This window comes from Pantoea sp. EKM10T, assembly GCF_011800685.1.
Classification (GTDB): domain Bacteria; phylum Pseudomonadota; class Gammaproteobacteria; order Enterobacterales; family Enterobacteriaceae; genus Pantoea; species Pantoea agglomerans.
Genome location: NZ_JAALEU010000002.1, coordinates 549293 through 562935, shown reverse-complemented (window position 1 = coordinate 562935; position 13643 = coordinate 549293). Strand labels below are relative to the sequence as shown.

Genomic DNA, 13643 nt, shown 5'->3' with positions numbered 1-13643 from the left:
AACCGGCTGCTCCAGCAACTTACTGACCCTGTGATATACTCACGCACTGCTGTTCGGACAGATTGCCGACACATTGTCATTCACCAAGGAGAAACGCATGAGCGATGAAGATTTTGCAACTTCGCAGGAAGCCCGGAAATTAGCGGATGAAATCGCGGGTCTGAAGATGATGATCACCCTGATCCTGAAAGGTATGGGCCAGGCTGATGCCGGCAAAGTGATTATCAACATGGAACGCTATGTACAGACGCTGGGCGACAAGCCTCAGGCGGAAGTATTCAGCAATACCATTAAGCAGATCAAAACAGCCTACCGTCAGTAAGCTTGCTTGCCCCCACAGCCGCGGGGGCAAATTAATTAACTGTGCGCCTGCCAGTTAACCGAAACGCCCAGCGTAGGCAGCACCTCTTCCGGACTAAAGCGCCGCGTTCCCCGATACTTTTCAGCCAGCGCTGGCTGAACCACCGGAATACGGATCGCAAACAGATTATCTTCTGACAGAATAAGTCCCGGCGTCAGCGGCTCATACACCACCTGATGCTCTTCAAACATCTTCTCCAGCATCGGCGTTGCCGAACTGATGATGTATTCCATACCGTTCAATTCTGCCAGCTGCACGGCGTGCCAGAGAATATTCAGTGGCAGTTCAGCGTCCACATCCAGCCGTGCCGAGAAGCGCGACATTTCCCACACTTTCTCATGGCTGAAAGGCAGTACGATGCCTTCACTCAGTTCAGGTTCGAACCAGGGCATCAGACGCGCACAGCCGCTGATGCCCTCCCGCGCATTCCATGCGATCAGCCAGGTAACATCTGAACGATCGTAGCGATCATATTCCTGTCCTGGCGTGCTCAGGCGTGGCGGAATTGACCACCCTTCGCCGCGCGCAAAGACGCTGTATCGGTAGCTGCCGAGTTCGGCAAGCAAAGAGGATGGCATATCCTTTAATTGCGTTTGCACTATTTTCATCATGCGCCTCTGACATCCCCATGTTTGCAATGATTTCTTTGCGCCAGCCTGGCAAAGTCCCGGCGCAGGGTAGACAACAGACCTGTGCAAAGGAACGGCGAAGTGTAGCCGTTGCTTTATGTTCAGATCAGTCCGATTGCCGCTGCATAGCAGGCAATCTGCGTTTTATTGGAAACATTGAAACGCTTTTGCATATTTTTTTGGTGAAAGTTAACGGTATGTTCAGAGATGGATAAAATAAGTGAAATTTCGACCGCCGTTTTTCCTTCGGCTGTCCATTTCAAAATTTCCAGCTCGCGCTGACTAAACTCTTTTTTTAGTACCATCATTGCATCATCGCTAAAGCGTTCCAGCGTATCCAGACTTAGTTCCGCTAAAAGGTGTAGTTTCACCTCCAGCTCAGCATGGCAGAGCTGGACAGAAATGGGCTGTTGCGACGATATAGATAATATACCAATGACGCGATTTGGTGCCATTGCAGAGCAAGAAAATCCGCTCTGCAGCCCATATTCTCTCGCCTCATGCCACAAATTGCCGGCGTCGGCGAAGAGTTCCTCCGTCCACGCCATGCCTTTGCCCGGTCGCTGACACAACCTGAGCACCGGATCGACAGCGTAATAATTCTGCTTCTCATAGCGTTTAACCCATAATCTGGGATAGGTGCTATGTAAATGAATGCGCGGTCGGTTAAAAGGCACCGGGTGCTGAATCAAAAAGGCAAAATAATCGAAGCCTAATGATTCAGTAAATTGTTGCAATAACGGCTTCAATTCAGAAGAAACCGTTAATGCCTGAAATTGTTCTTTCGCTTCATGTCGCCAGGCGAAATAATTTTCAGTGCTCATATTGCCTCAGCGTTAATTTCACTCGCCCTTCCGGTAATATTCATTCGGATTCATCGGATAAAATAAATTTGCAGAAGAAAATTAATTTATCGTTCAGGACGAATCTGTCGCGATCTACAGCGCATTTAACCTTTCACCGTTGGAGCGGAGTGAAAAAGTGTTCCTGCCTTTACAAGGTGAGGCCGATCACAGCAATTTCAATCACCCCAGGAGAATAAGATTTTTCTGATAGGATTTCAATCCCTGACCTCCAGTGCAATTTTATCTCAGACCCGAAACGTCTGCTGAAAATATTGAATCGCGATGCTGATTGTTGGGTAAATAACGAGTAAACAAGGCGTTAATTACTCCGTTATAAGCGAAGCGGCAGTGACAAATTTCTGACATATTTTTTATCAGGAAATAAGCCCGGCTCTCTCTTTGCAGCATCAGGACCGGTTTCGTCAGAAGTCCCCGCAGCCCCTGTGGCGTCTGTTGAGGCAGCTAACCGGCTTGCTGCCCGCGCCACGCGCTTGCCGGTGAAAGACCTGTCCCGGTTTTCCGTGGCAGCCCTGTAAGCGTAACGATGTGCTGTTTAATAAACCTTTTCTGGTCTCCTCTACCCGACCATGCTCTGTGCCCGTCGATTCACATCCTGCTGTGGTTTACCGACTTATCTGACTGCAAATACCTGATCCAGGACAGCACGTTCGTAAAAGTCTCGTTTACTTACTCTGCTACCTGGCCGCAATACGTGGCGGAGATCACTATTTATGGCGTAATGCTCAGCACTGACTCTATTTTAATCAGTTAAATCACTTTCCCGATAGTCACGCAACTAAATCATATGAAAATAAATTTGCAGGAAAAATCCGTTCTTTTCTCAATCACGCACGCTTTATTTATGCGATACCTTTCCCTTATTTCTGCCAGCGCAACCGTGAAATAATTTCATCATGCCGCCAGCAGGCGCTGAGCAAATGAGGCTGAGAATCTGCACAAGGGTTTTATCCCGCAGGCATCGTTTTATTCTTACAGATGGCCCTGAAATCGGCTTTTTTATGCGCATCCTGACCTGTTGTCAGACTATTTCAGTAAGGGATCAGGTTCAGCAATGATAACTGGATGGGTTTTACTGGCACCATAAGAACATTTCTTAATCAAACACGGTATTAATCCTGTCTGATGATTTATCGGCAGTAGCCTGCACCACGCATACCCAGATGAAAATGTGAGGCGTGAGCGGCGTTATAGTCCGGCCCCAGCGCATTGCCGAATACCTCACAGCCGCCACGCCACAGCGTATGAAGCATTGCCGATTTTTCTTCCGGCTGTTGCCAGTGACGACTGACCTCAAGCCGCTGGCCATCAGCCAGCTGAAAGCCTGTCACATCCCAGGCATCGGCGGTGGCATGTTCACTGAGCCGCCCCTGGGCACGATGATAAATATTACGGCAGGCGTAACTGCCGACATGGGTAATTCGTACCAGTGGACTGTGCAACTCTCTGGCGATCTGTTCACGACTGCGCAGAGCATACATGGTGCTGGCGACGGCCATAGGGCAACTGGCCAGAAAGCTGCTGCTGAGGCTGACCGGGCCAAATTTCTGAACCCGCAGCGGATGACTGAGCGGACAGTGACCCGTGACGTCCGGACGCTCGCTGAAGCTGACCCAGCCCGCCTGTTGAGCGCGGCGCATCACCGCCAGACATGCGTCAGGATCGCTGGCCAGCCTTTTCATCTTAATCTGCGTCATCCAGCCCGGCGGATCGGTAACAGAGAGTGGCGTAAAGGGATTAAACTGCGGCGGCAGATGCTGCTTAAGCCAGGGTAAGCTGACCCATCCCAGCGCAAGCAATAGCAAAAACAGGATAAGCGTGCGCATAGTCCCTCTCGCAGCATGATGATTAGCAAACAAAAAGTGTAGAAGCGCATCGCCCTTCACGCCGCCTGACTGACATAACGTGATGAATAATTACCCAGGCTGACGAAGGTTTGAACAAAATCGCGCTTTATTGCCGCTTCCGGGACGGCAGGCATCACAATTGGTAAAAAAGCGTTACCCGATTCCGGCTCTCTTCCTCTATCTTATGCCGACTTGCCCTCAGGCAGACGCCTTGACTAACAGCCAGCAGAGCTGAACACAACATCACGACAGGAAAGACAATTCTATGGTTGATCAATCTAAAGAAACCGCAAGCACCCACGAGACGCCCGATAAACTCCAGCGCAATCTGCACAATCGTCACATCCAGCTGATCGCCATTGGTGGCGCTATCGGTACCGGCCTGTTTATGGGCTCAGGTAAAACCATCAGCCTGGCTGGCCCCTCGATCATTTTTGTCTATATGATCATCGGTTTTATGCTGTTCTTTGTGATGCGCGCCATGGGGGAGCTGCTGCTCTCCAACCTTGAGTACAAATCCTTTAGCGATTTTGCCGCTGATCTGCTTGGCCCGTGGGCGGGCTACTTTACCGGCTGGACCTACTGGTTCTGTTGGGTGGTAACCGGCATTGCCGACGTGGTGGCAATCAGCGCCTATTTCCAGCTCTGGTTTCCGGGCTTCTCGATCTGGATGAGCGCCCTGCTTTGCGTGGTGGTTTTTCTGGCGCTCAATATTGCCACCGTCAAGCTGTTTGGCGAGATGGAGTTCTGGTTTGCGATCATTAAAATCGTCGCCATTGTGGCACTGATCGTAACCGGGATTGTGCTGGTATCGATTCACTACCCCTCACCGGGCGGCGGCACAGCGTCACTCAGCAACATCTGGGATCACGGCGGCATGTTCCCGAAAGGCCTCAGCGGCTTCTTTGCCGGCTTCCAGATTGCGGTGTTTGCCTTTGTCGGCATTGAACTGGTGGGCACGGCAGCGGCTGAAACCCACAATCCGCATAAAGTGTTACCGCGCGCGATTAATGCGATTCCGTTGCGGGTCATTATGTTTTACGTGCTGGCGCTGATGGTGATTATGGCGGTAACGCCCTGGACCCAGGTGATGGCCGATCGCAGTCCGTTTGTTGAGATGTTCGTTCTGATTGGTCTGCCTGCGGCTGCGAGTATCGTTAACTTTGTGGTGCTGACTTCTGCCGCCTCCTCAGCCAACAGCGGCATCTTCTCCACCAGCCGTATGCTCTATGGCCTGTCGCAGCAGGGTGTGGCCAGCCGCGCCTTTGGCCGACTCTCTGCCCGTGCGGTGCCGACTACCGGCCTGTTTTTCTCCTGCCTGTGCCTGCTAATTGGTGTGGCGTTGATCTACCTGATCCCGGATGTGATGAAGGTCTTCACGCTGGTGACCACCGTCTCGGCCATTCTGTTTATGTTCGTCTGGACCATCATTCTGTGCAGCTATCTGGCCTACCGTAAAAAGCATCCGCAGCGCCATGCGGAGTCGGCATTTAAGATGCCGCTGGGCAAATTCATGTGCTGGGTCTGCATGGCATTCTTCGCATTTGTGCTGGTGCTGCTGACGCTGCAGGAAGATACGCGCCAGGCGCTGATGGTTACGCCACTCTGGTTTGCCATGCTGGGTGTCGGCTGGATGCTGCGTAATCGTCGTAGCCGCTAATCGGTAATATCATGAACAAAGCCCGGTCAGATGACCGGGCTTTTTTTTTACAGGCGATCGCCCAGCGCAGAGAAAATGGCGGATAAAGAGGGGCGTTCATAAGGTAAGCGCTGCGGCCGGGGATCGGGCTGCTGAGGCGTGCCCAGACCAAAGGTGAAGGTATACTTATCGCCTTCGCCCATGCGCAGGTCGGCAATCGTCGTCTGCCCGTCCTGCTCCCGCAGCGCGTAGAAGCCGTGGCTGAACCAGGCGACACGTTCTGCATACCAGCTGCCCCGAAAAGCGTCGAACAGTTCAGGATGACGCGGATACCACGCTACCTGCAGTGGCCGTGAGGGCGACAACAGCGACCAGTAAACTTCGCCATAGCGATCCGGCGTCATAATCACGCTGCGCCATACCAGCGTATTAAAGGCCGTGGGCGTCACCAGCACTTTATTGTCCGGAATACCCTGCTCCGCCAGCGACGCTCTGATCTGCCAGCCTGCGACGCCCTGAATCACCACACTCCAGACCAGATAAAGGGTACTCAGCATCAGCCCGAGCCGGTTTCCGCGCAGCCCTTTATCACTGCGCCGCCAGAGCGCGACGCCCAGGCCTGCCAGCAGCGGCAGGGTATAGAGTGGATCGACGATGTAGATACTGCCGATGGCATAAGGATAATCGGTGATCGGCAGGCCAAGCTGGGTGCCATACACCGTCATCAAATCGAGCAGCGGATGGGTAATCAGCGCCAGCCAGATGGCAGGCCACCATGCTGCCCACTTCACCCGCTGGCGAAACAGACCCGCCACCAGCCATGCAATCAGTGGCGAGAGCAGCGTGAGCCAGAGCAGCGCATGCGTTTCCGTGCGATGCAGGGTCATGTTGCGTATCGCATCGCCATGATCAAGAAAGACATCGAGATCGGGTAAGGTGCCGCAGACGCCGCCCACCAGCGCGGCCTGCCAGACCGGCACCCGACGTCCCATCACTGCGACACTGACTGAGGCACCCAGCACCAGTTGCGAAACAGAATCCATTGATTAACTCCGTACCTGAACCGTGGATGTATCCTGAATTAGCGTACGCGAATCCCTTCGATGATCATGCGCTGCACGTTATCAACAGCCTGATCGAAAAACGCCGGATCGCTGAGCGTCTGGCCGGTAACGGCCTCAACCTGAGTGGCAAAATCGGCGTAATGCTGCGTGGTGGCCCACAGCATAAAGATCAGATGCTGCGGCTGTACGCCTGCCAGTCGTCCTTCATCAATCCAGCGTTCAATAATTGCCGCTTTGTCATCCACCAGCTGCTTAAGATCGCCTGCCAGCTCCCCTTTCAGAAGCGGAGCACCCTGCAGCATCTCCAGACAGAAGAGCCGGGAAGCCTGAGGATGATCGCGCGACACTTCCAGCTTCAGCCGGATGTAGCGACGAATCGCGACCAATGGATCCTGATCGTGCGCCAGCGCGCGCAACGGTGCCAGCCAGACATCCAGAATCTGCTTAAGCACTGCCACATACAGCACTTCTTTAGAGGGAAAATAGTAGAGCAGATTGGTTTTAGAGACATCGGCCAGCTCGGCCACCTTATCGAGGCTGGTGCCGTGAATGCCAAACTGTGAGAAGAAGGTTAATGCCGCTTCCAGTATGGCGGCCCGCTTCGCTGCGACCGCACGCGAACGTCGCGTTGGCTTTTTTTCATCGGTATTCACACGTTTACCTCATCCTTCTGGTGTCAGCGCATCATAGCAAAGGGATTCATCGCTGCCCAATCCGCGCCCTGCACCTTTTTTGCTCAGCCTGCATGGAAAACGTGCAGCGAATTTTGACCAGACGGTCTGAAATGGACCAGTTACTCCACTTACCTCTTTCGGGTTAATTTTAACTTACTGTTATTTAAAACAATAAAAAAAGTGGCACACAGTTTGCAGAATTGTGACTGAGCGCGGCCCACACGGACGATGCAGGATGCAGTGCAGCGCGTGAAACACCTTTCCCCCATCGCAACGAGGTTTCACATGAAGATAGGCGTCTTTATTCCGATTGGTAACAATGGCTGGCTGATTTCGTCCAATGCGCCGCAGTACATGCCGACTTTTGAACTGAACAAAGCGATCGTGCTGAAAGCAGAGCATTACCATTTCGATTTTGCGCTCTCGATGATCAAACTGCGCGGCTTCGGCGGAAAAACCGAGTTCTGGGATCATAATCTCGAATCGTTCACCCTGATGGCAGGCCTGGCCGCCGTGACATCACGCATTGAGATCTACGCCACCGCCGCCACCCTGACGCTGCCTCCGGCGATTGTGGCGCGCATGGCCTCCACCATCGATTCCATTTCAGGCGGTCGCTTTGGCGTCAACCTGGTGACCGGCTGGCAGAAACCGGAATATGAACAGATGGGTATGTGGCCTGGCGATGAGTACTTCAGCAGCCGCTACGCTTATCTGACCGAATACGTTACCGTGCTGCGCGATCTGTGGGGCACCGGAAAATCGGACTTTAAAGGTGAGTTCTTCACCATGAACGACTGCCGCGTGAGTCCGCAGCCGCAGCGCCCGATGAAGGTGATCTGCGCCGGACAGAGCGATGCCGGTATGGCCTTCTCTGCTCAGCACGCCGATTACAACTTCTGCTTTGGTAAAGGTGTTAACACGCCTGCCGCGTTCAGCTCTACCTCGATTCGCATGAAGCAGGCCGCTGAAAAAGCGGGCCGCGATGTCGGCTCCTATGTGCTGTTTATGATCATCGCTGCTGAAACGGACGAAGAAGCGCGGGCGAAGTGGGAACACTACAAAGCCGGTGCGGATGAAGAGGCGCTCTCCTGGCTCACCACTCAGAGTCAGCAGGACACCAAATCGGGCAGCGACACCAATGTGCGCCAGATGGCGGATCCGACCTCGGCAGTCAATATCAATATGGGCACCCTGGTGGGGTCGTATGCCAGCGTGGCGCGGATGCTGGATGAGGTTGCGCAGGTCGAAGGCACCCACGGCGTGCTGCTGACGTTTGATGACTTCCTGCAGGGTATCGAGAACTTCGGGCAGCACATTCAGCCGCTGATGGCCTGTCGCAGCGCCCTGCTCGACGCACAGCAGGAGGTGGCATGATGGCTACTGTTTATTGTGCTCACACGCCGGATGTTCCCCAGGTTGAACTGCCGGCGCGGCCAGAGCCGATCGCCTTTCCGCCTGGCCAGACCGCGCTGATTGTCGTGGATATGCAGAACGCCTACGCCACTGAAGGCGGCTATCTCGATCTGGCGGGCTTCGATGTTTCCGCCACCAAGCCGGTGATTGCGAAAATCCATCAGGCGGTGACGGCAGCCCGTGCGGCAGGTGTCCAGATCATCTGGTTCCAGAACGGCTGGGACAGTGACTATGTAGAAGCGGGCGACGCCGGTTCCCCCAATTTCCACAAATCGAATGCCCTGAAAACCATGCGTAAACGGCCTGAACTGCAGGGGTCGCTGCTGTCGAAAGGCGGCTGGGATTACGCGCTGGTCGATGAACTGGTGCCACAGCCCGGTGACATCGTGCTGCCGAAATCGCGTTACAGCGGCTTCTATAACACCCCGCTCGACAGCATGCTGCGCAGCCGCGGGATCCGTCATCTGATGTTTACCGGCATCGCCACCAACGTCTGCGTTGAATCGACGCTGCGCGACGGCTTCTTTCTGGAGTACTTCGGCGTGGTGCTGGAAGACGCCACTTATCAGGCCGGCCCGCCCTTTGCTCAGCAGGCTGCCCTGTTCAATATCGAAACCTTTTTTGGCTGGGTATCGGATGTCGATACCTTCTGCGAAAGCCTGAATGCCCGCTAATCCACGAAGAGGACGACGCTATGCCGAAAAGTATTATTGTTCCGCCAGGCACCTCCACCCCCATCGCCCCGTTCGTTCCCGGCACGCTGGCGGATGGCGTGGTCTATGTCTCGGGTACGCTGCCGTTTGATGCTGACAACAACGTGGTGCATGTGGGTGATGCCGCAGCGCAGACCCGCCACGTGCTGGAAACCATTAAAAAGGTGATCGAGACCGCCGGTGGCAGCATGACCGATGTGACGTTTAATTCGATTTTTATCACCGACTGGTCGAACTACGCCGCGGTCAATCAGGTTTATGCCGAGTACTTTCCCGGCGAAAAACCGGCGCGCTTCTGTATTCAGTGCGGTCTGGTCAAGCCTGATGCGCTGATTGAGATCGCCAGCGTGGCGCACATCGGCAAAGCGGAGGTCTGATGCAGCTGGATATTCTGGGTCTGCAAAATCCCGATGCACCGACACTGGTGCTCTCATCCGGTCTGGGCGGCGTGGCGGGTTTCTGGCAGCCGCAGCTGGCCGCGCTAACGGCACGCTATCGGGTGGTGACCTATGACCAGCGCGGCACCGGTCGCAGCGCTGACAGCCTGCCGGAAGGCTACAGCATGGCGATGATGGCGGCGGAACTGGCCGCCGCGCTGGCGCAGCACGGCATCCTGCGCTTCAGCCTGATCGGTCACGCGCTGGGCGGTCTGATGGGGATGCAGCTGGCGCTGGATTATCCGGAACGGATCGAACGGATCGCGGTGATCAATGGCTGGCTGACGCTGCATCCCCATACCCGTCGTTGCTTTCAGGTACGTCAGGACCTGCTGCTCAACGTCGGCGTCGAGGCATTTGTCCGCGCTCAGCCGCTGTTTCTCTATCCTGCGGAGTGGATGGCACAGCATCAGACACGGCTGGATCAGGAAGATAGCCATCACGTCGCACATTTTCAGGGGATGGAAAATCTGATGCGGCGGCTGCACGCCCTGATGAGCGCCGACTTCAGCGCGCGGGCTGCTGCCATTCCACAACCGGTGCTGGTGATCGCCAGCCAGGACGATCTGCTGGTGCCGTGGAGCTGCTCCACTGAGCTGGCCGCGGCCCTGCCCAATGCGACTGAACAGATGATGGCCTGGGGCGGCCACGCCATGAGCGTCACCGCCCCCGAAAACTTTAATGCCCTGCTGCTGCTGTGGCTGGATCAGACTGATGACGTGCAGCCGCTGCAGCGCGTCGTCGGATAACCTTTTCGCGGAGAACACGATGAGCCTGGATACCCTTACCCCTGCCGTTGAGAAAACTGAGTTTCGTAATGCGATGTCGCGGCTGGGTGCTGCGGTCAACATCATCACCACTGAAGGCCCGGCCGGACGCGCAGGCTTTACGGCCTCGGCGGTGTGCAGCGTCACGGATTCGCCGCCGACGCTGCTGGTCTGCCTTAACCGCTCTGCCTCGGTTTACCCGGTGTTCCGCGAAAATATGCAGCTCTGCGTCAATACGCTGGCGGCGGGCCATGAAACGCTCTCCAATCTGTTCGGCGGCAAAACGCCAATGGCTGATCGTTTTATTGCCGCTGAGTGGTCAACGGCCGTGACCGGCTCGCCAGTGCTGAGCGGCGCCGTCGCGTCCTTTGACTGCCGCATTACTCAGATTGTCAGCGTCGGTACGCATGACACGCTGTTCTGCGAAGTCGTGGGGTTAGTGCGCAATGATGACACCCACGGTCTGGCGTGGTTTGACCGGGGATACCATCCCCTGTTGCGGCAGGATGCCTGTTAACGCTTCCCTGAATCCCACCGGCATTCATAACGCTCTGGAGTAGACGATGGCACGATCCTGGTTTCCGCAATGGCAAAAGAAGTCGGCATTAACAGAAAACGGTATTATCGCCCCGGATGAGACCCTGCCTCTGGGGCAGACGCTGGTGCTGGGTTTACAGCATGCGGTAGCGATGTTTGGCGCAACGGTGCTGATGCCCCTGCTGATGGGGCTGGATCCCAATCTGGCCATTCTGGTCTCGGGTATAGGCACGCTGCTGTTCTTCTTTATCACCGGCGGTCGGGTGCCCAGTTATCTCGGGTCGAGCGCTGCCTTTGTCGGCGTGGTCATTGCGGTAACCGGCTTCAGCGGTCAGGGGCTGAATCCCAATCTCAGCGTGGCGCTGGGCGGCGTGATCGCCTGCGGCCTGCTCTACACGCTGATTGGTCTGGTGGTGATGAATTCCGGCACGCGCTGGATTGAAAATCTGATGCCGCCGGTCGTGACCGGTGCAGTGGTGATGGCTATCGGGCTGAATCTGGCCCCGATTGCGGTTCACAGCGTCTCCGCCTCGTCGTTCGACAGCTGGGTTGCGGTGATGACCGTACTCTGCATTGGTCTGGTAGCGGTATTTACCCACGGGATGATTCAGCGACTGCTGATTCTGGTCGGCCTGATTCTGGCCTGGGCGATCTATGCACTGCTGACCAACGGTCTGGGGCTGGGTAAGCCGGTCGATTTTACGATGCTGTCACAGGCTGCCTGGTTTGGTCTGCCGCACACCACTGCACCCACCTTTGATCTGCAGGCGATGGTGCTGATCGCCCCGGTGGCGATCATTCTGGTGGCTGAAAACCTCGGGCATCTGAAAGCGGTGGCGGGCATGACCGGACGCAATCTCGATCCTTACATGGGACGCGCTTTTGTTGGCGATGGCCTGGCCACCATGCTCTCCGGATCGATCGGCGGCAGTGGCGTTACCACCTATGCCGAAAATATCGGGGTGATGGCGGTGACCAAAGTCTACTCTACGCTGGCGTTTGTCGCCGCGGCGGTCATCGCCATCCTCGCCGGTTTCTCGCCGAAGTTTGGTGCGCTGATCCACACCATTCCTGCCCCGGTGATTGGCGGCGCATCCATTGTGGTGTTCGGGCTGATTGCGGTAGCAGGTGCACGCATCTGGGTACAGAACCATGTTGATTTAGGCCAGAACAGTAACCTGATCATGGTGGCGACCACACTGGTGCTCGGTGCCGGTGATTTCGCGCTGAAAATCGGTTCTTTCACGCTGGGGGGTATCGGTACCGCCACCTTTGGCGCGATTATCCTCAATGCGATTCTGCGCCGACGCAGTGCGGCAAAGCAGGACAAGCCCCTGGCGCGACAGCAGGGTTAACGACCTACTCCAGCGGTGTGGCAGCAGGCTGCACCGCTTTTTTTCGTTTCAGCCGCAGCTCACTGACGATCACCCCGCAGACGATCAGCGCGCCGCCCAGCAACGCCAGCGCAGGCAGGCGCTCACCCGCAATACGCCCCACGACGCCGGCCCAGACTGGTTCCCCGGCATAAATCACCGTAGCGCGGGTCGGCGAAACGCTGCGTTGCGCCCAGTTCATGGTGACCTGAATCAGGGCGCTGGCCGCACCCAGCCCCAGCGCGCTGAGCAGCAGCGGCGTTGAGATGGCAGGCACCGTTTCCCCATTGGGGATCATCAGACCAAAGGCGCACAGCGACGCCACCGCCAGCTGGATCAGGGTCACACGGCGCACATCGACCTTACCGGCGTAGCGGCTGATTAAGATGATCTCGGCGGCGATCGCCAGGGTACTGATCAGCGTCGCTATTTCACCCGCATTCAGAGTGATGCGACCATCCTGCGGCCCGGCCACCAGCAGCAGGCCGGTAAACGCCAGTACAATCCCCAGCCACGACATCAATCCCGGCGGACGGCGCAGAAACAGCCATTGCAGCAACGGCACGACAGGGACATAGAGCGCGGTGAGAAAGGCGGACTGACTGCTGGAGATGGTCTGCATTCCCCACGTCTGAAGACCATAGCCCCCGGCGATCGACAGGCCAATCAGCGCACCCGCTTTCACCTCCAGCCAGGTCATGCCTGCCAGATAGCGGCGGAAAAAGAGCGCCAGCAGCAGCGCGGCGGTGGCAAAACGCAGGCCGACAAAGAAGAACGGGCCGGAGTGCTGCATCGCACGATGCACCACCAGAAAGGTGCCGCCCCAGATCATGGTTATGAAAAGTAATACTAGCTCCTGCCGCGTCAGGCGCAGGGTTAAACCGCGGAGTGTGTCCGACATAATTCACCTGATGATGTGTCCGGACAATATTGTGGGGAGAGCGAGGGGGAAAAGCAACGACGTTAACCGCCGGTCTCAACCGGCGGCAGTGTGGGGTTATGCGTCCGGTTTTTTAGGACTGCTGCGTCCCCCTTTCTCCCCGGCACGCGCGGCGCGCTGCGGATCGTTTTTAAAATTACCGCCGCTGTTTTTTCCCCCTTTACGTCCCGCTTCTGCGGCACGTTCACGGTTTTCAGCAAAATTTCCAGAACCCCCACGATGTGTTGTCATGATTTGCTCCTGTCGCGTAGTGCGATAATTAAGAATTAAAAACAGAGGGCTGACGGCCCGAAACCCGAGCTCAGCCCATGTTTAAATAATAGCCAGATTATCCTTTCACTCGTCCGCCAGTCACATTTAGCAACAGAGTAATCACCAGAAAT

Annotated in this window: 15 protein-coding genes; 8 read left to right on the top strand and 7 right to left on the bottom strand. The window is 55.9% G+C overall.

Annotated features, from left to right (window positions below; translation table 11 throughout):
* Positions 1-97 precede the first annotated feature (97 nt).
* Positions 98-322: a DUF2594 family protein gene (locus HFD95_RS06180; protein ID WP_003849983.1), complete on the top strand. Its 225-nt coding sequence runs from the start codon at positions 98-100 to the stop codon at positions 320-322.
* 35 nt (positions 323-357) lie between these two features.
* On the opposite strand, the gene HFD95_RS06175 is transcribed toward HFD95_RS06180, so the two are convergent.
* From HFD95_RS06175 to HFD95_RS06165, 3 genes are all read right to left on the bottom strand, one after another.
* Entirely contained in the window at positions 358-969 is a 612-nt protein-coding gene (locus tag HFD95_RS06175; protein WP_029518973.1) for an acyl-homoserine-lactone synthase, read from the bottom strand.
* Positions 970-1091: 122 nt separating this feature from the next.
* Positions 1092-1814 carry a transcriptional regulator SdiA gene (gene sdiA / locus HFD95_RS06170; RefSeq protein ID WP_045140567.1) on the bottom strand — a complete coding sequence of 241 codons (723 nt, stop codon included), beginning with the start codon at positions 1812-1814 and terminating at the stop codon, positions 1092-1094.
* Positions 1815-2983: 1169 nt separating this feature from the next.
* Complete coding sequence (locus tag HFD95_RS06165) at positions 2984-3679, bottom strand: extensin family protein (RefSeq protein WP_167429957.1); 696 nt, start codon at positions 3677-3679, stop codon at positions 2984-2986.
* 286 nt (positions 3680-3965) lie between these two features.
* Here HFD95_RS06165 and cycA point away from each other — a divergent pair, with 286 nt between their 5' ends.
* Complete coding sequence (cycA, locus tag HFD95_RS06160) at positions 3966-5360, top strand: D-serine/D-alanine/glycine transporter (RefSeq protein ID WP_010246617.1); 1395 nt, start codon at positions 3966-3968, stop codon at positions 5358-5360.
* Between the two features lie 47 nt (positions 5361-5407).
* On the opposite strand, the gene HFD95_RS06155 is transcribed toward cycA, so the two are convergent.
* Entirely contained in the window at positions 5408-6382 is a 975-nt protein-coding gene (locus HFD95_RS06155) for a metal-dependent hydrolase (protein ID WP_010246619.1), read from the bottom strand.
* Positions 6383-6420: 38 nt separating this feature from the next.
* Positions 6421-7056, bottom strand: coding sequence for an HTH-type transcriptional regulator RutR (gene rutR, locus HFD95_RS06150; RefSeq protein ID WP_003849991.1), 636 nt, complete (start codon positions 7054-7056; stop codon positions 6421-6423).
* A gap of 306 nt (positions 7057-7362) precedes the next feature.
* Here rutR and rutA point away from each other — a divergent pair, with 306 nt between their 5' ends.
* Genes rutA through rutG form a run of 6 tightly spaced genes read left to right on the top strand, consistent with a single transcriptional unit; the run spans position 7363 to position 12302 of the window.
* Complete coding sequence (gene rutA / locus HFD95_RS06145) at positions 7363-8454, top strand: pyrimidine utilization protein A (protein WP_010669800.1); 1092 nt, start codon at positions 7363-7365, stop codon at positions 8452-8454.
* Positions 8454-9167: a pyrimidine utilization protein B gene (gene rutB, locus HFD95_RS06140; protein WP_010246624.1), complete on the top strand. Its 714-nt coding sequence runs from the start codon at positions 8454-8456 to the stop codon at positions 9165-9167. Before rutA ends, rutB begins: the two co-directional genes overlap by 1 nt.
* Positions 9168-9187: 20 nt before the next feature.
* Positions 9188-9583: a pyrimidine utilization protein C gene (rutC, locus tag HFD95_RS06135; protein WP_022625912.1), complete on the top strand. Its 396-nt coding sequence runs from the start codon at positions 9188-9190 to the stop codon at positions 9581-9583.
* Complete coding sequence (gene rutD, locus HFD95_RS06130; RefSeq protein WP_167429956.1) at positions 9583-10392, top strand: pyrimidine utilization protein D; 810 nt, start codon at positions 9583-9585, stop codon at positions 10390-10392. Before rutC ends, rutD begins: the two co-directional genes overlap by 1 nt.
* Positions 10393-10411: 19 nt before the next feature.
* Entirely contained in the window at positions 10412-10927 is a 516-nt protein-coding gene (gene rutF, locus HFD95_RS06125; protein WP_029518970.1) for an NADH-dependent FMN reductase RutF, read from the top strand.
* 46 nt (positions 10928-10973) lie between these two features.
* Entirely contained in the window at positions 10974-12302 is a 1329-nt protein-coding gene (rutG, locus tag HFD95_RS06120; RefSeq protein WP_167429955.1) for a pyrimidine utilization transport protein G, read from the top strand.
* Positions 12303-12306: 4 nt separating this feature from the next.
* Here rutG and HFD95_RS06115 read toward each other — a convergent pair whose 3' ends face one another.
* Positions 12307-13221: a DMT family transporter gene (locus tag HFD95_RS06115; RefSeq protein WP_010669796.1), complete on the bottom strand. Its 915-nt coding sequence runs from the start codon at positions 13219-13221 to the stop codon at positions 12307-12309.
* A gap of 96 nt (positions 13222-13317) precedes the next feature.
* Positions 13318-13491 carry a general stress protein gene (locus HFD95_RS06110; RefSeq protein ID WP_010246636.1) on the bottom strand — a complete coding sequence of 58 codons (174 nt, stop codon included), beginning with the start codon at positions 13489-13491 and terminating at the stop codon, positions 13318-13320.
* Positions 13492-13643: the final 152 nt, after the last annotated feature.